Genomic DNA, 21,141 nt, shown 5'->3' with positions numbered 1-21,141 from the left:
ATAGTATAATAGCATAGTCCAGCCTATCTCCAGCGCTTATCGTCGCTGAATGGAGCGAATAGCGTACATGGATCGAATTTTGCCGGAACAATCAGTAATGGATTTTCCGTGATCAGGTCCTTTATCTGAAGATGAAACCCACTGTTCATCCATTTCCCTTCGGGTTGCATTGCCTTGAATTTTTCCAGTTTATAGAAAAAACCGCTAATTGCGATTGCCCGAACCGAAAAGTAAAGATCGGTGTCCGATAATTCCTTTTCCTGCAATGTGGATGATAGTATCAGCTCCTTCAGTGAACTATTAAAAGTTCTTACGGGAATTAGCTGAACATACTTATCCTTAGCGCTCCAGTTATAGCCCTCCCTGATACCTTTATTATTGCAATTTAATATGCCCCGTTCAAAAAGCTGGACTTGGGATAACATAACGTTTATAGAAATGGATCTGCTATCAGAGACCTGAATAATGTATTTATAAATAGCCTTACTTTGTCCAAGCGATGGTCCATGGAATTTCTGCTCACGCAGTAAATAACTTTTGTATCCCTCGGTAAGCAAATCCCCGGCATAATCAGAAATAGTCATTAACTGACTATTTAATGCTTTATTGAATATATCTCTGAGTTTTTCCTCCAATTTCGTCTCCGGCTTGGTGGTAATTGGATATAATTGGAAAATCTTATCAATGGTATTATTATCATTACTGACGATTAACGCCTCTTGGATTGCATTGAGAAACCTCCGCTCCTCTTTAGCCAGCAATTTAATGTTAGTTGTATCGCGCTCTTCACCATGCAAGATTTCATTGAAATATTCCAGTGCGTCTTTGCGATAAGCGCTGCCGGTAGCACTTTTCAGTGAGTCTAACTGATCATTAAAATACTGAATTTTGACTTGCTCATACACTACCCTTGCAGAATCGGTAACATTCATTTTCAGCCTGACGAACAGATACCCGGTAATTTCATTCCATAGATCGGAAATCACAGATTTATTGTTATAGTACTGGTTGGGATTTTTCAGGCTCTGATCGCAGAGCTCAAATAAGCGGGTACATTTGTTACGGATAGAATCCGGCAGGGCTTTATCTGACGCTTTCTCTGCTATACGGATACCGGAAAGCAGCATAAATCGATCTTGTTCCTCGCGGATTACCTTAACAACTGTCTTATAACTATTAGTAATATTCTGGATATTGTCTCCATAAACATTATTCTGAATTAAAACCGCTTTTTCCTGCGCATACAAAGAGTAGGAAGCAATAGTAAAAAATAAAACAATAACTGTTTTCATAATAATGAGGTTAAGGGGAATGAGGGAAATAATTGATTAATGTCGCTTTATCATTTTGGAATGTTTGGATGTATCCGTTTGCGATCCATTATTAAATGTAACATTCTGTACTTGCGTGCCAGAATCACTTTTTTGAACGAAGGCGGGGCCACCTTCGGTATGTATATCTATACCATCATTATGGGTCTTGTCCTTCACAGCAGCTGGTGTAGCAGTGGGGGCATTTAGGCTATCATTATCTTTCTGCTGAACTACCTGTTTTACCTCCGGGAATATCCGGTAATAGAAATCAGGTTGTTTTATAAAAATGAATGCACCTAATCCTAGAATAAATGCAATAATCACAATGCCGATACTTGCGATTATAGCCCGTAGTACACACATTGTAAAATAATCATTGGGATTAATCATATAAGAAAAAACAAATCCCAGGAAACTGATCAGGATCACCCCTATCGCGTAAAAAAAGACGGAAGCTGTTTCCAACCTAAACAAAGCTATCAGTGCCAAGATGCTGATAGTAGCTATAACGATCCAGGCATATTTAAGCAGAGGAACTTTCCGGACTGATTCCCGGAATATCCTCATAAGCGTATTAGGATACTGCAATGTAGTTTGATCTTGGGGTAGCATTATAGTAATTTGGTTTATAGGGAAATACAATGACAATATAACCATTTATTAATCAATAAAGAAAAATTGAGCTTCTAAAAATTTAGATTGCCATATTGCGAACTGTTTTGCCTTACAAATTGTAATAATCAAACAGTGATGAGTTCAATGCAAGGGTCTCCATACTGTGGCAAGGTTATTAAGTTGCCCGGCGTCTCTATCCAGATTGTGAAATTTGCAATCTCCTATATACCCCGACAGCTTTTGTATATAATTTATATTCGATAAATTTAATACCCCCAAAAATGGTTTTTTATGCCTAACAAAATCACTATTGAAAGTACAGGTAAACAACCTGTCACACTGATCGCTGAAAGCGATAGCTCACTTACCATCGATATTCTGAAAAGCCTGGCACGTGAAGGTATCAAGGCTCGCTATCCCAAGACGGGCGAGGCCATTGCGTTCCTATTATTTGGCGGCTTCGGCGTTCCAGGAATTATCGACGATGCCCAATTAGTTAACAAAGCGCTGGAGAAAAATAAAGATGCCGGTAATGAATTCACCCAGGATATGATGGCGGGTCTTGCAGCGGACCTCGCGGAACTTGCTATTACGGAAGCCTTGAAGAAAGCCGGCGTAGCAACTGTAAAAATAGGTAATGCACTTACATTCATAGGAATAATGTTCACCAGCTCAGATATCGGTATTGACACGCTACCTCCTGAGCCGAAGCCCATAGTTGTGCCACCACAAACTCCGGAAGGTAACAAAGGTGAAGGCAGCGCGAAAGGCCATCACAGCGTGGGAGGTAATGATCCGAAAATGGGCGGTGGGAATTATTAAGGTGGTATGGCTGGTGCCGGCGTGGGTAGTGGTAATGGTGGCAGTGGAGGTGGCGGCGGTCATGCAGGTGTGCCGGATGTGCCCGCAGGAAGTGGTCATGGAGGTGGTGGTGGCCCTATTATTTTCGGAGAAGGTGAAGCAGGAATGATCTATGGTAAAGCACCAGTAGAAAACGGTGGCGCGGGGGGCGGCGGCGCTGTAAAATCTAAAAAAGACAAGCAAGTTAAGGAAGATCCTCATTGACAACTAATTGGAGAAGAAGACTGGCCGGTGTCCAGCCAGCTTGTAATATTTAATTTAATGGCCGTGGATATATTCCAAATTTTATGTTTATGTAATTTCCGTTTACCAAGGTACCTTATTTCGTGGTATCAATTTAGCTGCAATAGCTTAAATTCAATATCCATAATTCAAATTTACTACCACGGCAACCAATGTTCTGCTTGCAATTTTCTCAAACAAAGAAGGAGGCTCAATGCCTTCTTCTCTTTCTTTTCCTGGTGGTATTCTTCTTTAAAATTTCGGACTCTGATTTCAACTCTTATGCATTCAATTTTTCTTAAGGTCTTAGTCATTGAATCAAAGAGCACCGAAATTGAAATTCATGATTGGTATTTAAAAATTGTGGCAACTTACCAGATTGAAACAAAATTAATCAGTGCTTTTTCGTTGCCTTCTCACCTTCGGTTTTGACTTAGTGAGAGTAGGCTGTGCAATGATTTCGTCATTTGAATGAAGTTTAATAGAATGATCAATATCATTTAGGTAATATTCAAAGAATAAAATCTAGTTCAATTTTCTCAACGTCGAGCGATCCATTAACAAGATCATTGAAATCCGAAACCCTTTCAAGAAAGCAATTCTTCATATATCGAACAAATTCATAAGAATATTGCAATTCAATAGCTGTAGAGTAGGTCAAATCTACCATATAATATATGGTTTTATGACTGCCAATTTAGGTTTGAAGGAAATTATCGATTACTGTATAATAGTCTCATCATGCTGCTGTATAGATCAGCCAACTTAAAGATTGACATAAAAACTATTTTCCCTTATAAATATCAGTTCTGTTAAATATGGAAAATGACATTGGGGAATACCTGGTAATGAAATTGTTCAAAGCTGATCGATTGCCCCTCTTCATACCCGGACAGGGTGTTTCGTATGCGCATACTTGTTAGCACAAGCTGCTGCTTCTCCATCTCATTTAATTCATGCGATACCCGAACCTGTTGATCGATCAAGTCTAGGTCCCGCTTTATCGTGCCCACCAAACGCTGTAGATTTCTTGGATGCACCGCAAAATCAAGCCAGAATATCCTTTCCACAAACTCCTTCCCTGCCCAGTTTCCCAAGTATGGGCCCAGCGTTTTTCCAGTAGTTTCATTTATTAACACCAAGTCCATCACCATATCCATTTGCCGGATAAGCGAAACAACTTCGCGAATTATTTTTTGCTGTGCATCGCTACTACTTATAGCACTTGGATTCATCATTTCCACAGCTTGATGCTTTGTGCAATGACAAAACAGCACCATCATTGTCAACATAAAATAGTTTTTGATCATCATAACAAATAATTTAAGTCCGGGTAAACAATAATCGTATTAAAATTCAGGCACTAAGTAAAACTGATCCTTGGTCCAGCCACTACAGTCCGCTGCGCCTTCTACTGCGCCTTTGATCTGGTCCTCCGTTTCGTACGCCCCGGGAAAATTAAACCCCAACCATGCCCCGATGCTGTCGTGCAATCCCATTGCCAAGAACTTCAAGCCTCTTTTATTGGGCCGCCCTTCGGCGCCTGGCTCTTCCTCCGGGTAGCGGGTAGCCCACCAGCTGGTGGAGTATCGGACAATAGATGCCGTGATGAGTAAGCACTCCTTTTCCAGGGGCGATAAGTTTTTGTTTTTAAGGATATCCGCTTCGTAAGCGGTGATTAAATCGCAGCTTTCCATCTAGCGGTAACATGCCGGGAACTTACTGAGCATAATACCAAATAGTTTGTTGGCAGCTTCTGTTGCCGCAAAAGAGCCCGTGGTCACGCCTATCATCTTCCGGTAATCTTTCATAGGATAAGAAAAGATCCACCCATGCATTTTCCGGATCACACCTGCCTGCTGGGGCACGCTGAATGCTTGTTGCGAAAACGCGGCAACAGCAATGTAACTCGCTTCTTCCGTATTGTCTTCCCGGTTTACAATGAAATCCATTGCCTGGTTATGCAGCAGGCCTACATAGTCATAAGGATTATCCGGGTTAGCCGTCTCGCCCCACAGGCTTTCTACCTGCGGCCGCACTCCGGGCAAAGTGTTATTACCCGAAGTGTCACGTACATCTGCTTTCCTGCAAGAAATCATTGCGAACTGGAAGAAAATAAATACGCTAAGGACCATACGGAAGCAAAAAGCTTTTTCAAAAGAATTCATACATCTTGGTTTATAGGTTTGAAAAATAAAATGGCGGGTGTGTAAATGGGTGGGACGGCAGGAAAAATTTTCTATTGCAAAATTGCAGTTATAAAAATGCATTTTCCAAACCCAGGCCCCTCCTATTTTGCAACCCAGTACTATTTTTTTATCCCCCGTTTTGATTTACCAGCAGGTATGATAATTCAGGGGTATTACGGATCATCTCCATGACATCGACCGCAATCTGCTGCACTTCCGACTTTATGCGTTCATAATTGTCCGTTACCATTTCGGGAGTGACGGTACAAACCTTGGGGATCGGCTTATAGCCCGCTTCTTCTGCCTTAATAGCTGCATGATCATTTATGATCTCCGCATGGAAATTCTTGAGCTCGATCTTCTGATCCGGGTTGTCGGCCACGGTTCCGACAAACACACCGGATGACAAAGAGGCAATGGTCGATGCAGGTATCGCATAGTCCAATTGCGTGGACCTACTTATACTGGTATCATTTCGATTAATCGAAAGGGAGGTCTTCTCTTGGAGGATCTTCCCAAAACGTTCGGAAAGGATCTTGGCCGTATCGGGGCCAACCTGCCCGCTGATCACATTGCCGGCAATATTCAATATAACATCCGCCTGTTCCTTACCATAGTCCTTTCGAATCTGCGCCGCATCCTGGACGGCCAGTGTAGTAGCAACCAAATTCGACCGGGCGGTCGCCAAAAGTGTATCTATGCCTGTGGAGCCACCGACATAGATCGTCGGGAACTCGTCGAAGATCAGGCTCGATGGCAGCTTGCCTTTCTGATTGACGACCTTGATGAGCCGGCTGACATATAAGGAAAGTACGGCACCATAGACCTGGATCTTCTGCGGATTATTTCCAAGGCATAATACCTTTGGATCATCAGGATTATTGATGTCCAGGCTAAAGTCGGCGCCGTTCATCACCCAATACAGCTGTGGTGAGGAAAGACGTGCCATACCGATCTTAGTGGAGGCAATCTGTCCTTCCAATTGCTCATAAGCACCATTGAGGTACGCGGAACGGAATGGATTGACAAAAACCGTGATCTCCGGTTCTGTCAAAAGGATCGGGAACAGCAGATCATACTCCAGCATCATCAGCTCGATGACATGGGGCAGGGTGCAATAAGCGCCGTCCTTGTAGCGGCGCAGAAACCAAATGATCGCTGTCAGGAAGTTGATTGGACTCTCTACAAAAAAATCCCCAGCCTTAGAAATCCAGGACCGGTTCAATCCCAGCAATATGGTGCGGGCGGATTCGATGGCATCAGTGATATCGACCATCGCTGATGGATCGAGCGGATTGCAACGGTGGCTGCGCGACAGATCATCGAAATTGATCAGGCAGAATTTCGGGACTTTTTTGTAAACCGATTTATGTTTTAACAGCGCGTTATAGGCAATAATGCTCAGATCCGGCATCTTGAAATCATACACCAGCATGGTAAAACCTTTACTGATGTGCTGCGTGATAAAATGACGGATGAGGAAATAACTCTTACCGGATCGCTTCCTAAGGATCCGGGGCTGCCTAACACGAGCACGCCCCGGAAAGCATTGATCAGGTTTATTATGGAGTTCCTTATTTTCCCTTTCAGGTTATATCGCGCCGGAAGATTGATGCTATAAGGAGTTTGCAGCAACCGTTCCTCCTGTGGGAAGGTCTCGTTAAGTGTATTAAAGGTTTCTCCACTCAGTTTATCCTTCAGCAAGCGTGAAAGCAGACTTCCGCCACCCAGGATCAATAAAAACCCCATAGCCGTTACCGTTATATAGGCCATTGCTTTCGCTGTGAGCGGTATCGGAAGGTAAAGGATCAATGCGCTGCCGAAATAAAACAGCACGCCTGTAGATAACAACTGTGCGATCAAACCCTTACTGATCTTTGGATCGATCTTTCCCTTGCTGCCAATCAGGCTGATCGCCAGCAGTCCCAGGGCAAACAATTTGGAAGTATGAAAATGTTTGGTAAGCCCTGTGCTATATAGGTTAAGGAGCACCTTCTTTAGAAGTGGGATCGTTAAACCCCAATATTCCAACGCCGGGTACAGGTGCGCATAGAAATGAATAATCAGAACAAAGATGCTGCTGAACCGGATAAAGTCGATAGTCCGGCGCAAGGCTTCTGCGTTTTCGCCACTGGAAGACATACTGCACGTTTTTGTTGTTCACAATCGGGCGCTGTTACAATTTCTTTTTCCGCTTTCGCTGTTGCATCAGGAACGGGGAGATCGTTGTAGTACCGGAAGACTCCAGCAATACAGAAATAATATCGGCCATGGAAGAAAAGACAAAGCGTCCCAACTTTTCCATAGCTTCCAGGATCGGGTTCGCCGCTTCCCGGTCCAGGGTGATCGCTTGCTTAGGATTGCGGTTCAGAAATTCCTGGTAAAAAAGGTTGCTTGCAGGTTCCAGGTAATGGTTCGCCTGCAGGTAGGAGGATATTTTTTTATCTGCCGGCCACCAATTGCCGGGATCCACCTGGACATGGCCAATGTTAAATTTCAATTGGCCGTTTTTATCCCGCCAGCATTTAACTAATACGCCCTGCATCGCCCAGCTATTGAGCACAGCAGCAAACCCCTTTTTATAATCCGTTTCGGAAAGGACCTGGTCAATATAGCAATGGTTCCATTCCCGCTCCCTGGGATCGACGCGCTGACTGTAGGCAATACGGCCCCGCAGCCGATCGGCAAAATAGTTTGCTCCCAATTGTTCGCTGCGATACAAGCTGCCGGTCCGGGTGTCGACAAAGGCCCAGGAGCCGGCGACAGCAAGTGCATGCCCTGGAGAAGTCACCACATAAATCCCTTGGTCGCGCAACAGTTCCTTAAAATGCTGCTCACCGGCTATCTTATTTGCGAAAAGGACCTGGTCGATGCGACGTTTAACCAGGCCGCTGAAATCAATGGCAGCTGCACTGGAATTGCGGAATTTTCCTTCCAGGAATTTTAAAGTGGGTCTGCCGGACAGTAGGCTTGCTTTTATGGGCACGCTTACCTTAGAGCCTGATGAATTCACAATAAAATATTGAAGCCCGCCTCTGTTATTAAGCTGCGTACCTGGCAGGCCAGCATCTGCAAAAACATTAAAATTGGAAAGAATGGTATTGAATTCTTCCAGACTCTCGAACCGGAACCTGCGGATAACAGTGCTGACTATATGATCCATAGATGCCTTCGTTGCGACCTGGCCATAAACCACCGGGCTAAGCTCGTCTCCCTTATCGGTAGTCATAGTCCGTCCCCGGCCCTCCGCTTTGATCAGGTCGAAGTCCGTTTCGATACGCCTGCGTACATCCGCCCCGATACCTTTGCCGATATTATCCAATTGAATGCGCTTACCGTCAAACCCGATATTGGTGGTCACCAGGTGCGTATGCGGGTGGCGGGTATCCCAGTGCTGGTAGACCAGGCAGGGCTGATCACCCAAGCCGATGCCTTCCAGGTATTGCGTTGCGATCTCCCGCATCTTCGCGCTGTCGATGACATCCTCCGGGTGGAAGTTCAGCGAAATATGGATACAATTGGTCTTAGCCCGGCGATTGAGCTCTGTGATTTTTTTGAAGAACTGCATCTTCTCGTACAAACTGAGCTTATCGGCATTGCGGTGAAAGCCATATGCCCCGATCAACTGGGCCTGCCCGGCAGCAACCTTCAGCTCATTGTAGATTATCGCTCCAGGAATATGCTTACCGAACTTTATTTTTGCAACCATCGCTCCGTTACTTTACCGATCTGCACTTCTATCTTTTCCATCTGTGCCAGGAATTCCCGCTGCTGCTTGCCCACTTCCATAACCCATACTTTCAGTTGCAAACCAGTAGAAGCAGCATTGACTTTTTTCACCACCTGGTTGAAATTGGCTGCCATTTTTTCCAGGTCTTTATGCAACGCAGATAGTTCCGGGACCACCGCTTCGAGGGTACCATCCCTATGGACTACCCGGTAGCTACCCCGCAATAGCAGGTCCCGCAGGTACGCCGACATATACTTATTGTCCGAGCGGCGATAACGATTTTCCACCAGCTCATACTCTGTAGCGGTAAGCCGGACATGCAGCCACCTGTCCCTGTTACCCATACCTTTCTGCTGTACTACACGATCCATATGCACATCATTTTATTAGGCTGTCGCCTGAAAAAACCGCAGCAAAACCCGCTCACTTGTGAAACAAGTGGTCATCTCGCTCTTCTCACAGGAGAAGAGATTTATCCGTCACATTTTCATGTTTTTCGAAATTGTTCCTTCAAAAAATCCTGCGGAAAAGTTTCTATTAAAAAATACTTGTTAAAACAAATGACAGTAATCCATCCTGACTAAACACAAAACCATTTTCGAAAAACTTGGAAAACGGAACGCACTTTTAATAAATAACACCCCTAGTGCAGTAGCAGAATGACCAGGATCAGCGGACGGATCGGTAGTGTTTCCGTCGGCTTATGTTGGGACTTTAGGGAAGCCTGGTGACCTGGACGCACCAGTTGCGGGTACTGCCGCTGGATACTTCTGACCCAGGCAGCGGCAGCAAGCTTCCAATTGGACAACTTCTGGCAACGGGCATTTGTCCAGCCCCGCAACTCGTAGAAATTAAAGAACTGTTCGGATTCCACCGTTGAAAGCCCACGCTCATTAAAGTAGGCTTCAATATCTTTCAGCATCGGACCACTTCTTTTCATACGCCTCGATTTGGCACAAAGATGCGGTCGGGTACAAAAGTTTTTTCAACAGGCTATCATCATACGCAGCAATTATTTGCGTTAAAGAAATCATAATCCCCTAATGGGGCGAATAAAATAATTAGCATTGCACAGATTCATCAGCTGAATCATTCATAGGTCATACTGAAAAACAATAGGCTAATGATATAAAATTTGTCAATAGGAAGCAGGTATTTTATACCATAATAATTTTATCCTCATCATCTTTATGCTGCTTATGGATGTCCATGCACTCCGGATGATCGAAGATATAGTCAAAGATTTCCTGCAACTCTTCCGTCGATAGCTTCCGGGCAAAGTCTGCGCGGCTGTAAGGTCCGGAGGGACAAACCGGGCGCTCCGATGCAAAGGCCATAGCGACAGGAATACCTGATACCCCGGTATCGACAAACATAGTTAGCCAGGTATCGTTTGAATAAATTTCACCGATGACCAGTATATCATGTCCGGTCAGGTATTTTTCCTCATCCCCTTCGTATACCTGGAAAATTTTTTCATCATCGAAACGGATCCGCACGAGCCGGTTATACTCGAACTGTAAATGATTGGCCATTTCCTGGGCGAATAATACAGGGCTCATCGGTCCTGTAATCCGTCCGTTGGCCTGAAGATACAGCAGGGATTGAATCGTAAATTGAAACTTGCTTTGTTTTTGTTCCATAACTTCCGGTTTAAAACGTGAACAGATATTGTTATGGAGCGGGGTCAGCCGGCCGGCCGGCACGCGCTGGGGGAACGGCAGTAAATGCCAGGCGACGCAGTAGCCGCCCGCGCATGCGGGCACCACTATTTACTGCGACGCCCCCGAAGCGCACTCCCGCAGCCGGACGGCTATCTTTGTGGCATAACAATATCTGTTCGTTATCCCAAATTTTTTTCAGGCCATTTTACCGTAACAATTATCAATTGTCAACGACAGGATGGGGAGCCCAAAACATGCACATGAATTAGCGGCGCTTTGGGTAAGTAGGAATAATATTCAAGCACACAGGCAAGTCGGAATTCATATGGAGGTGGAGCATGAACCGTAAGTAAAGCGCCAATCCGCTCGTCAGGGACCATGCATCAGGGATTTCAGAAGTGTCCTAGGTTTGATCTATTTTTTCCAGGAGCGATAGGTTAATCTATAATGGAACAGGGCGTCCATATCTTTTAAAAAATGGAAAGAAATAAATTCAGGTCCGTAATAATCGATATTGAATACCCTATGGTAGGCTACCTGGACCGATTTGTCTGCAGTAACGTAAAAGTAAAAGGTGTAGTTGGTGGTCCCCTGCAGGTTACCCATGCCTCCAGCAGTGGTGGAAGGTATTCCGTATATACCGCGCAATCCTTCGGCAATGTCCATACCGATCACCGGGGTATTAGGATGAATCCAGATATGGTTTGCAATACAATTTTTATTTACGCTCAGGTAAATGGACTGCGCCGGGAAACTGAAAAATTTCCCATCCCCAAGGCCGGAGCACTCACCCGTGTACTTGTACCAAGATTCAGAGTCCGGGCTCGGAAGAAATAATTTCCGGTCAGCATCATTGAATGGCTGAAGAAAAGGAATCTGTTCAATCGTCTTTCCGAGCTGAAGCTCGCCAAGGCCTGTATTGTTAAATACCAGCATCTCATTAGGATTAATCATTAAAATTGTACCTGATAAAAACAGGATCAGGTTCCGGATTATTTTAAAATAAACAATTTGAAGGTTATGAGCAATTCCTCATAGCAATCCTTTATCGGCGAAGGAATAATAAGCGTCCCGGGTAATTACCAGGTTATCTGCCAGCTCCAGGTCCAGTAATGCAAAGGCCTCCCTGATCTTGCGGCATAGGACCAGGTCCTGGCTGCTGGGATTTGCGTTTTGCCCCGGGTGATTGTGCGCGATGATCACTTTGACCGCATTCGCTTTCAAGGCAGCAGCGGCGAGTACTCGGATGTCGACTACGCAACGGTTTACCGAACCGGTGGTATGATGGATCAAGCCCAACACCTGGTTAGCGTTGTTCAGGAGCAGCATCTTGAAGGATTCCTGCAAGCAGATCGTGCCCGGGTCCCAATTACATTTAAAGACTGCATAGGCATCGGCTGACTTATGGATTGTTAAGCAGGGACTGTCGCCCGGCAGGTAGGATAACTGAATTTCCGTAACGGACCAATCGATTTTCCAATTCTTTTCCATAATCACTTTTTTTCAGCGTGAACGATTTTGATTATGGTGCCCTCGCGGTCCGCGGCGAGCAAGGCCAAAAGTTTTCGGAATAAATGCCGCGCGACGCACGCGCACGCGCCCCCGCTGGGCGCGGCCCTGATTTATTCCGAAAACTTTTGGCTGCCCCGATGCCGCGGGCCTAGCTTCGTGCCATAAGCATGATCGGTACGCGCTCCCCTTCCTTGCCGGGTAACATTTTAGGGTAGCTACAGGTACAATCTGTAAAATTGATCCTTATTACGAACCAGAATCAGGCTCCACATTACTTTTTAAAATAAAGAATCTGAAGGGCAGGAGCAACTTTCCCTGAAGGAAATCTAAACTTTCAAATTACTATTAAAGGAAAGTGACTTAGTAGTCGCTTGGGTAGGATGGCAAGAAAATTTAGGACGGGTAAAACCGCATGGATGAAATACTTTCTGACAATACCTACAGATTGTAAATAGTAATGACGATCAGGTACCGAAAGAAAATTGTATTTAAAAAATGTGTATATTGAAAAACAATTCGGATTGCTACAACTGTTAAATTTATAACCGATAAGCATAAGGATAAAGCTCAAAATAACAATCGCCCGATTTTTTACGTATCCTCAATCAATACTATGAACCTTTCCCTTCCAAAGCAAGGCTCCTTACTATTTAAATTACAACGGATCGGAACATTCCTCCTGGACGATGAAGACCAGGTCAAAAGGACTATGCTCGTTAACCGCGTTAGCCTGGGAATCAGTGCCTGTATCCTGCTTATAGCCCCGGTCGTCTTGTACTTCACGGGCAGTGGCAACATATTTATGACCGTGGTGATTGAATTCTTTATCAATAATCTGGTGCTCATCTTAAATCATTACCGTAAATATAAGGCCGCTGCTCTGGTCCTATTCTTCCTTCAATATGCAGCAGTTACCTACTTTGCATTCATGCTGGGGTCCTTACTGCAGTTACATTTTATGGTGCTATTTTTAATTGCAATCATCTACCTGATCTTTCGCGAAAAGCTATTGCGCCAAATTTGTATGGCCGGAGCTATCGTCACCATGATCCTGTTACAGATCAGTTATTTCTATTCCGACATCATCGAAGTAAGCAATACTGCCGCTTGCGTGCTGCAAAGCCTGGCCATTACTGGTGTGATGTTTTTGATCTTATTCATCGCTAAGCCTACCTATAAGCACGCATGGGATGATAATAAGGAACTGAACGAAACCAATCATTTCAAAACCATGTTCTACAGCTCGGTGGTGCATGAGTTGCGCAATGAACTGCTCAAATCAGAACAGATTGTTGAGCTCATCAATCGGGAAATCCACTTGGAGCGAAGTATCAGAAGCATCAATCCACTAATCAAAATGATGCGGCGCGCTACACGGAATGCCAGTGTAATCATAAATGCGGTCCTGAACATGGCCAGCAAGGAGGCGGGAAAATCCCTGGAAAAAATGGAAGTACCGGTGAATCTGAAACATCTAGTAAATAGTTTGATTGCGACAGACCAGGTACTTGCTAAAGCCAGTAAGCTGAAATTCAGGGTGAATATTCAGGAGAACTTGCCTAAAACGGTCAAGCTTGATGTGTTCCGGTTCCGTGAGATCATCGACAACCTGATCAGCAATGCTCTCAAATATTCCTTTCCAGATTCCATCATAACCGTTGATGTTGGCGTTATCGTCAAACAAGTTTATATCCGCATCACTAATTTCGGAGATACTATTCCCGAGTCTTTGTTGCAAAGGATATTCGATCCATTTACCAATAAACAGAAGGAAGGCAAGGATAGTACAGGTTTGGGGATGTTTATCTGCGCAAATGCCGTCCATAGCATGGGTGGGAGTATTTCCGTAACCAGTAAAAATTTTATCACCTGCTTTTCTGTGCTCTTACCCCTGAATGAATGCGCGGACAGGGAGGTTGATATCCCAAATAGCAATTGGCAAATCGAGACGATCCCAAATTACAAAATACTGATTGCCGATGACGATCGGCTGAACCTCGCCTTGCTGGAGCGGATGTTACAGGAAGCCGGATGTGCAGTGATCTGTGCAGCCAGCGGTATAGAGGTATTGGCAACCGTTGATAAAGAAAAGCCGGATGTTATTGTTATGGATTATATAATGCCGAACATGGACGGAATAGAAACAACGCGCAGGCTCAAGGGGCATCCCTCATTTAGTAATATCCCGGTGATCGTTGCCACCGGCATGGGTTACGCCGAGACCCGGGAACAGATCTTAAATGCCGGGGCGGATGGTGTGCTCACAAAGCCTTATTCACTCGAACAGTTAAGGGAATTGCTCCATAAGCTGATACCTGCCCCGGCGTCGGAAGGATAAGCCGGTATTATTCGTTACCGGCGGATCAGGCTAATACCGTTTCTTCGAATAAGGAAACCGGTCGTTTGTATCGCTTGGTATATACCTGCCATATCCAACTTGCCTGCACGCATTGGGCCACCCCATCCAGGTATTTATGCATATGCTCTTGTCGATCCAGATCTCGTGCCGGCAGTGCATCCACTATAGCCAATACTTTGTCCAGGCTTGCAAAATAACCCGCCAGATGTCCCTGCACGATGCCAGCCACTTGCTCGATGGATTCCAGTAGCGTAAGAGCCGGATGGTTGAGCGCATACACTGCGACCAGATTTGTATCGCTCAATTGATCGATGACTTCCTTTTCAAACGAGAATAAATCGTTGCTCAAAGCGCCGAATAGGGACACATCCAACTGCATGGAGCGTATCTCCTTATCCAGGCCTGCGGATGCCAGCCAGTCCCAATCCAGAAATTGTCCCCCTGCATACTCGATGAGCAACAGTATATGCGGCATACCGCTGGTATGCAGCCGCAGTTCGATATATTCCGATACGGAGGGTACCCTATGAAGACCCAGGGAGCTGGTATCCTGGTGGGTAATACCTATATGCAGGCTGTACATCTGTAAAAACTCCTGGAACCATTGTGCCGGGGAAGTAGACTCAATATCACGCAGCATGTGATAATTGGCAACTTCTATAGGAGCGGCATCCTTGTCCAGGGCAAACTGTCCCGGCAAATTTGCCATGCGTTGGATGATGCACTCAATGTCCCGCTGCTGCTGCGGTGGTAGATTTTTAAAGACATCGCGGCCAACGGTCTCATTCAGGTAGTAATCGACGGCACAATTTTCCACAGCAAAAATGCCACGCTGGTAATCGGCTTCGGGGAACAGGTAAGTCGCACAGGTCAGATAATGCTCTCCATTTGGAAGCCAGATCTTGTGCCTGGTCGCCCACCGCTTAACCTTATCGATCAGGAGCGAATTATTGATATTAGGCCGGTACCTGCTGCTGTAGTCCGCGATATCCGGGTAGGCGCCTTTAAATAAGGCATGCAGGGATAGTTTCTCACCTGAGTTAAGCATTGATAAATACTTACGGCGCAACCTGGTTACACCAGGTGCGGCAACATTGCGGATAATCATAATAAATGGGTTTATTGGTTAAGAAAAAAAGTGCGGCTATCGTTTTTACAAGGCATTCATACAGCAATTACCAACGTAGCATCTGAACAGTACATTAATGGCTTCACATGGGACAGTCGGATGAAAGGAAGGCCAGCCGCCCGGGTTCTGGATGACGGCTATTTATATTAATATACGATGGACGCCTGCAGCGGCAAGGAATCTGCAGCCAGCGTAGCAATGCAATACATCTTTTCCAGGCTTATCGCCCACTAAAGTGGTATCAGTAAAAATAGCTAAAATGGACAAATCTTAGGAAATCAATATATGAAATCAGGCTGCGGGTAAAATGCAGATTTTTAATTTGGCAGATTTAATGTATAATTAGGTGAACACTATGATTGTAACTACAGGTAGCTGGTAGCTTGTCTTCTTTTATCAAGTCATCTTGATAATTTGGTAAGAAAGTTAATTTATAGGGAGATTTACAGGGATATATTTCTTGTTCATTGCCATATAAAAAAGACCATGATCTATGATCACGGTCTTTTTCGAATTTTATGCAAAGTCCAATCTTAATTATGACTTAAGCCTGAATTTCTGCGGCTCACTGAATTCATACACGATGGGTGATAAAATAAAATAACCACTGCTCATATCGATACCGTCGAACGCCTTATTAAGGGCTGAACCAAATTGACTTACATGTGATTGCTGCGACCAACTGATCGGGTAGTAATATAAGGGTAGCATAATGGAGGCGTTTTTTTGCCCGACGATCCTGGGAAAAACCTTTTCCCACCTGGTACCAGCAAATATCGGATAAAGCGCTTGGATCCTGCTTTTTATAGTCCCTGGCGTATTAGCGGAAAAGGATAGTGTATCTGCTATTTTCCCATCCTCTATTTTAATCAGGATAAAGAAAAAATTGGCTTCCCCGCTATGTGAGATCTCCCTTGGAATAGATAACCCTTTCCAAAAGCTTTTGCGGAAATGCTGGATTTCCGTTTCCTCCTGTGCATGAACAGCCTGGGAAAGAAATAAAGAGAGCATTGTAAGAATAAACATATGCTTATACATGGTCATGGTGTTCGTTTTTATTATTTACAGAGGGTTCCTTTACCTCCGCCTCCTCTGTACTTGTAAAGATCATTTATATCAAGGATATTTTTTGCCGCATCAGGTGCATTTTTTAGAATATCGATCCAGGAATAGGACTTATGGACCCCTCCCCATGCGAGTGCATAGCTATCTTCAGGACTTATATTCGGAAACGCCTCCTTAATGGCCATGGACATCCTGTTAATATAGGTAAATCCCATTTCATTATGTTGGGATAAATTTCTATCGAAATCAATAGCGTGCAAATAGGCATGTATCGCTTCATGATAGATAGTAGCCACTATATATTCCAGGGTGGCATTTTGTAAGGCGGTTGTGTTCAGGGTAACCGTTAAGTTCTTAAATTCTCCGTTGGGGGAACCACTGCCCTGTGTATCCCCATCTGTCTCATAATCCGGTTTACCGTCTTTATCAAGGAGTGCTGCTTCCGTAAATTGTATACTTACCTTATCATTGCGGCTAAACATACTGCAGATCATATCCTGGAGCCGGTCTTTAAGATCGTTATTAAGGGCCATATGAAGACCAGATATCAAACAGGGGCTTTTCAGCTGGTTCGAAATTTCCTGAACCGTTACTGTACCACGGGTACCACCTTTCGGACTATTGGTACCACCGTCTCCCCCTCCACCGCCATCACCAGGCGGAAGCGGCACAGTATTCGGATCTTTTCCCGGTATAATGCAATTGAATTTCTGGGTATAATTTAACAGCCATACGAAAGATCGATCATTATCGCATGCAATATTCCTGGGCTCGGTGCATGGTTCTTTGGGTGCCGAAATGGTCGTTACTACATTCCATACACCAATGCCACAAGTGGAGAACCATACACATCGTGTAAAACATTCACTAGCCAATGGATCAGCGGGTAAAATCCCCGGATTAGGATTGAGTGCGCCTAAGTCCACGGTATCAAACCCGGGACCGGCTTTTGCCTGCGGTGTAATAAATGATTTATGGATATCAACAGGATTGTTGATGCGACGTCCGCCATCAAATACCAGGTTTCCAATTCTAAAGTAGCTTATCCTATGGTATCCGCCAGCGTCTTCCGCTACCGAATAACCGGTGAAGCGGTCATAGTCGAAGGTTAGATCTTTACCGGTAATCCGACTCCTCAAGCGATACTGAGGGTAATAGCTTATCCGTTGAAAGGTATAATTATTCGATTTATTGGTAACCACCAAATATTGCTGGAAACTAATCTGGTTAATCTGGTCATGCTGACCTGGGTTGCGCTTATTGCGGAGGATTGACTGAAGTGGAACAAAGAAAACCGTCATTCCATCCGCTGATTTCTTTTGGGAATAAGCATCCCAATCGGGTGACCAAACCAGGGATAGGGTATCATTGAAAGGATCGGATAACCGCTGCTGCCAATTCGTTTGCCGGTAAGCTTTTTTAATCTCGGAAATAGGATCTACCTGATTATCCTGGTAGGCATTTTTTCTACAGGCAAAAAAAAGCAATAAACAGATAGAAAACAAGAACAGCGAATTTCTGAAAATGGATGGGGAATTGTAGGGCATAAAATGCTTGTTTCAAAGGGATGAAGAAATAAGGGTTAACCAATTGTACTTGAAATACTACGGGCATCACTAATATAAGTAAATGCATTTATAAAAAGGGGTGAATAGGATAAATAAACTGACAGGACAATTATAGTTTCATATTGCGAAGGTTTAAAAACAATAAAAATCAAAAAGCGGGAAAGGATCGTTCCTCTCCCGCCCGAATAATCCCGCTAGTCGAACACACGGGTAACCCTACCATCCATCGGGTTAAATTCAACCTGGTTATAACGATAAAATCTACCTGCTGAAAAGACCATCCGGTCATGCTCATCATGCGTAAGAATGCCCATTGCTGCAAGCAGGAACATGATACTGTTTTCTTCCCGGTCAAATTCAAAGTCTGACACAGCTTCAAGTACATGTTTATGACTGGATGCGACTGCATCACCCAATACTAGGTGCTTTGTTTTATTTGCTTTCATATGATTAGATTTCAGGTTTCAGAATAAATGAGTGTCAGGTACTGATTTTTGGAAAGATGGTAAGGTGCAACCGGTAAGGATGTTTCGGAGGCTTCGACGATAATGATATCTCCCTGCCGGTAGATGCGTTTGGGAAAACTGATCCCAATCCGGATCGTCCAGGCAATCGCCTGGATAGCATCCGCAGTAGCGGGATCCGTATTCCAGCGATTTGGGAAGACCGCCTCCGGGGGAACATAGATCCAGTATTCCCGGTACACCAGCAACGGACGGCATAGACATCTTCCATCCTCATGGAATTGTCCCGGATTCTGTCGGGGAACAAATGCTCCCTATCGATCACGTAGAGCTCGTAGACATCTTCGTAACTGTACGGGTAAGGATTATTGTCTTTATCCCAGCGGGTTTGATCTTTTTGCAGCACCTGCCGGTCCAGTAACCTGGGATTAAGTTTTTGGAATAAGCGGGTAACCCCGATACAATCGAACATCACGCGACGCTTTTCCAGGTTCGATTCCATGAGCGCCTCCTGGACAGATATCGGCTGGGTATCATCCCAATGCCGGGCTATATAAATACCCAATGGTTCCAATAATGGGTGTTTGATCACCTCGCGCCGAAAAGCATCGGGGCTTTCGAACCTGGTTTTCCAATGCCGCATGGCTTCCTCAATACCATAGCCGGAAAGCCTGGAAACCGCATATGTCGATGTAGCAATATCAAATGCTTGTTTCATAACCTGTTTCATTGGTCAAGTGAAATAATTATTTCCTGGATATCGAGCTTATGCCGATGGTACGTCAGCTCCTTCAATAAAAAAGCATGGCCTCCATCTTCTGGTCTAAATTGATCATAATTAAGGATGCAACCCGTATCCAGCCCCTCGTAGTCTTCCAACTCGGATATGGCCTTATTAAACGCGTCTTTCAAAAGCGATTCCAGCACCTGCTCCATCACAGAGACCTGTTCCGTTACCGGACCATTATCGATGCATATTTTCACGGAGACATCAATTTGATCCTCACCGTATTGCTCCGCAGAAATTTCTACCCGGTCGAACCAGGTCTCTCCCGGGATCCGGATAGGGATACTACATGGTGCGGTTTCGAGATCACTATCTTCGTACTGATCGGTACCTTCAAAACATTTAGTTTGCGTGTTATAGTCCAGGCTGCCTGTCGTGCTGTACGAACCAGCAAAACTGCCGTAACCCAATTGCCTTTCCACATAAGAAATCAGTGCTTCTTCAACCGGGTCCAATTGGTTTTTGACCTCATCGCCCAACATCAGCTCAAACCAGCCACTGTCATTGCCTCCTGTCCATGTAATCCGAAGGCCTGCGCCTTCTTTGGTCAGCTCGTCGCAGCGAGCGATCAACGATTCATTCGTACTCATAAAAGATTGATTTTAGTTTGTTCACGAATTTGCTGCAACAGTACCTTATCGCTGCTGCGTGGGCTATTGAACCATTTACGGTGCTGCTCCGGGACCTCGAAACGCAGGCATTGCAGCCAGTCCGCCGGCGTAGGTACATGACCGTTATGATCTTCCCGGCAATGCTCATAGAGAATATCACGTACCGACATAAATTCCCGTTTGAGGCTATTTTCCACTACATCCCCTACCAGTTCTGTGAGCACCTGGATAAACCAGCAATTGTGCGAGAACATCCGGTGCTGGCTGGCCGGGAAAAAGAATTTGGAAGAATCCATCAGCCGGTGAAGCCGAAGCGTATCATCGACGGTACAACCGTATTTGTACGAACTAAGAAGTGCATGATCGTAATAATGCATAATAGAATATTTAGATATCCAGAGATATTTCTTCACTATCCGATGGGGCCTGCGGATGCTCGGATATTTCCAGGACAAGGTCCGTATGTTCCGGTGGAAGGCTCTGCATGAGGCGCGCATAGGCGGCAGGGATAATTTCTGCTATCGATGCGGACTTCGGGACAATTACCCGCATTGTGAAAGTGGCTGTTACTAACATTGCTTTTTTCATAACTAATCATTTTACGTTTCGACCTGCTGGGTCTCTTCAGTGCCAGCAGCTTACTGGCAGACGCTGGTTACCTGTTTAAACTTTTGGCGGCCGGCCCCGCAACCAGGGCCGAATGGCAGATCGCTTTGAAAAAAAATACGACCGCGGCGACGCAGGCGCCCTCCGAAGGAGGCCCGCGGCGGTGGAGATTTTTTTTCAAACCCGCGGCAAGCCGCAGCAGCAGGCTGCGGCGCAGGGGATCTGCTTTCGGAACGGGTGCGTAGGTTTGCTAAAAGTTTAAACAGGTAACCAGCGGATGGATTTTTGGAATAATTATTTTGCCGGGATCCGCAGCAGGTATGTAGGTAACTATTAACGGGAAAGCCGTAACGAAAAAAGGGGGAACCAAGTTTTTTCAGGATTAGTCCTGATTGCCGGAATTTGTATCTATTATATCAGGCATGGAGACACCGGCACTCATGCCT

At 45.0% G+C, this 21,141-nt stretch carries 24 protein-coding genes; 3 read left to right on the top strand and 21 right to left on the bottom strand.

Annotation, left to right across the window (positions count from 1 at the left end):
* Positions 1-23 precede the first annotated feature (23 nt).
* Both VM802_RS06970 and VM802_RS06965 read right to left on the bottom strand, forming a co-directional pair.
* Positions 24-1,292 (bottom strand): hypothetical protein, encoded by a 1,269-nt coding sequence (locus VM802_RS06970; RefSeq protein WP_325529100.1) that lies wholly within the window; start codon positions 1,290-1,292, stop codon positions 24-26.
* A gap of 36 nt (positions 1,293-1,328) precedes the next feature.
* Positions 1,329-1,802: a hypothetical protein gene (locus tag VM802_RS06965; RefSeq protein ID WP_325529099.1), complete on the bottom strand. Its 474-nt coding sequence runs from the start codon at positions 1,800-1,802 to the stop codon at positions 1,329-1,331.
* Between the two features lie 417 nt (positions 1,803-2,219).
* On the opposite strand from VM802_RS06965, the gene VM802_RS06960 reads away from it, so the two are divergent.
* Positions 2,220-2,750 (top strand): hypothetical protein, encoded by a 531-nt coding sequence (locus VM802_RS06960; RefSeq protein WP_325529098.1) that lies wholly within the window; start codon positions 2,220-2,222, stop codon positions 2,748-2,750.
* A gap of 6 nt (positions 2,751-2,756) precedes the next feature.
* Positions 2,757-2,993: a hypothetical protein gene (locus tag VM802_RS06955; protein WP_325529097.1), complete on the top strand. Its 237-nt coding sequence runs from the start codon at positions 2,757-2,759 to the stop codon at positions 2,991-2,993.
* Between the two features lie 830 nt (positions 2,994-3,823).
* Here VM802_RS06955 and VM802_RS06950 read toward each other — a convergent pair.
* The 11 genes from VM802_RS06950 to VM802_RS06900 all read right to left on the bottom strand — a co-directional run bounded on the left by VM802_RS06950 (position 3,824) and on the right by VM802_RS06900 (position 12,085).
* Complete coding sequence (locus VM802_RS06950; protein ID WP_325529096.1) at positions 3,824-4,324, bottom strand: hypothetical protein; 501 nt, start codon at positions 4,322-4,324, stop codon at positions 3,824-3,826.
* Positions 4,325-4,360: 36 nt separating this feature from the next.
* A complete protein-coding gene (locus tag VM802_RS06945; protein ID WP_325529095.1) occupies positions 4,361-4,708 on the bottom strand; it encodes a hypothetical protein in 348 nt (115 codons plus the stop codon).
* Positions 4,709-5,179, bottom strand: coding sequence for a hypothetical protein (locus VM802_RS06940; protein WP_325529094.1), 471 nt, complete (start codon positions 5,177-5,179; stop codon positions 4,709-4,711).
* A 148-nt stretch (positions 5,180-5,327) separates the two neighbouring features.
* Entirely contained in the window at positions 5,328-6,635 is a 1,308-nt protein-coding gene (locus VM802_RS06935; RefSeq protein ID WP_325529093.1) for a type IV secretory system conjugative DNA transfer family protein, read from the bottom strand.
* The gene (locus VM802_RS06930; protein ID WP_325529092.1) at positions 6,602-7,342 is read right to left on the bottom strand and encodes a YWFCY domain-containing protein; all 741 of its coding nucleotides are present in this window, start codon (positions 7,340-7,342) and stop codon (positions 6,602-6,604) included. The genes VM802_RS06935 and VM802_RS06930 overlap by 34 nt, the downstream gene beginning before the upstream one ends.
* A gap of 34 nt (positions 7,343-7,376) precedes the next feature.
* Complete coding sequence (locus tag VM802_RS06925; protein ID WP_325529091.1) at positions 7,377-8,909, bottom strand: relaxase/mobilization nuclease domain-containing protein; 1,533 nt, start codon at positions 8,907-8,909, stop codon at positions 7,377-7,379.
* Positions 8,894-9,301 carry a plasmid mobilization protein gene (locus tag VM802_RS06920; protein WP_325529090.1) on the bottom strand — a complete coding sequence of 136 codons (408 nt, stop codon included), beginning with the start codon at positions 9,299-9,301 and terminating at the stop codon, positions 8,894-8,896. Before VM802_RS06920 ends, VM802_RS06925 begins: the two co-directional genes overlap by 16 nt.
* 272 nt (positions 9,302-9,573) lie before the next feature.
* Positions 9,574-9,870 carry a hypothetical protein gene (locus tag VM802_RS06915; protein ID WP_325529089.1) on the bottom strand — a complete coding sequence of 99 codons (297 nt, stop codon included), beginning with the start codon at positions 9,868-9,870 and terminating at the stop codon, positions 9,574-9,576.
* A gap of 217 nt (positions 9,871-10,087) precedes the next feature.
* Positions 10,088-10,573 (bottom strand): hypothetical protein, encoded by a 486-nt coding sequence (locus VM802_RS06910; RefSeq protein ID WP_325529088.1) that lies wholly within the window; start codon positions 10,571-10,573, stop codon positions 10,088-10,090.
* A gap of 435 nt (positions 10,574-11,008) precedes the next feature.
* Positions 11,009-11,530, bottom strand: coding sequence for a hypothetical protein (locus tag VM802_RS06905; RefSeq protein WP_325529087.1), 522 nt, complete (start codon positions 11,528-11,530; stop codon positions 11,009-11,011).
* Between the two features lie 96 nt (positions 11,531-11,626).
* Entirely contained in the window at positions 11,627-12,085 is a 459-nt protein-coding gene (locus VM802_RS06900) for a JAB domain-containing protein (RefSeq protein WP_325529086.1), read from the bottom strand.
* Positions 12,086-12,719: 634 nt separating this feature from the next.
* On the opposite strand from VM802_RS06900, the gene VM802_RS06895 reads away from it, so the two are divergent.
* On the top strand, positions 12,720-14,444 hold the full coding sequence (locus VM802_RS06895) for an ATP-binding response regulator (RefSeq protein ID WP_325529085.1): 1,725 nt from the start codon (positions 12,720-12,722) through the stop codon (positions 14,442-14,444).
* 25 nt (positions 14,445-14,469) lie between these two features.
* On the opposite strand, the gene VM802_RS06890 is transcribed toward VM802_RS06895, so the two are convergent.
* From VM802_RS06890 to VM802_RS06855, 8 genes are all read right to left on the bottom strand, one after another.
* Entirely contained in the window at positions 14,470-15,573 is a 1,104-nt protein-coding gene (locus VM802_RS06890) for a terpene synthase family protein (RefSeq protein ID WP_325529084.1), read from the bottom strand.
* 558 nt (positions 15,574-16,131) lie between these two features.
* Positions 16,132-16,305 carry a hypothetical protein gene (locus tag VM802_RS06885; protein ID WP_325529083.1) on the bottom strand — a complete coding sequence of 58 codons (174 nt, stop codon included), beginning with the start codon at positions 16,303-16,305 and terminating at the stop codon, positions 16,132-16,134.
* A 347-nt stretch (positions 16,306-16,652) separates the two neighbouring features.
* Complete coding sequence (locus VM802_RS06880) at positions 16,653-17,960, bottom strand: hypothetical protein (protein WP_325529082.1); 1,308 nt, start codon at positions 17,958-17,960, stop codon at positions 16,653-16,655.
* A gap of 461 nt (positions 17,961-18,421) precedes the next feature.
* Positions 18,422-18,673, bottom strand: coding sequence for a hypothetical protein (locus VM802_RS06875; protein WP_325529081.1), 252 nt, complete (start codon positions 18,671-18,673; stop codon positions 18,422-18,424).
* A 34-nt stretch (positions 18,674-18,707) separates the two neighbouring features.
* The gene (locus VM802_RS06870; RefSeq protein ID WP_325529080.1) at positions 18,708-19,409 is read right to left on the bottom strand and encodes a hypothetical protein; all 702 of its coding nucleotides are present in this window, start codon (positions 19,407-19,409) and stop codon (positions 18,708-18,710) included.
* Between the two features lie 8 nt (positions 19,410-19,417).
* On the bottom strand, positions 19,418-20,068 hold the full coding sequence (locus tag VM802_RS06865; RefSeq protein WP_325529079.1) for a hypothetical protein: 651 nt from the start codon (positions 20,066-20,068) through the stop codon (positions 19,418-19,420).
* Entirely contained in the window at positions 20,065-20,466 is a 402-nt protein-coding gene (locus tag VM802_RS06860; protein WP_325529078.1) for a DUF6915 family protein, read from the bottom strand. The genes VM802_RS06865 and VM802_RS06860 overlap by 4 nt, the downstream gene beginning before the upstream one ends.
* Positions 20,467-20,476: 10 nt before the next feature.
* The gene (locus tag VM802_RS06855) at positions 20,477-20,677 is read right to left on the bottom strand and encodes a hypothetical protein (RefSeq protein WP_325529077.1); all 201 of its coding nucleotides are present in this window, start codon (positions 20,675-20,677) and stop codon (positions 20,477-20,479) included.
* Positions 20,678-21,141 lie beyond the last annotated feature (464 nt).

Origin of the sequence: Chitinophaga sp. (genome assembly GCF_035538455.1) — a bacterium.
Classification (GTDB): Bacteria; Bacteroidota; Bacteroidia; order Chitinophagales; family Chitinophagaceae; genus Chitinophaga.
This window is presented reverse-complemented; position numbering and strand designations above follow the sequence as displayed.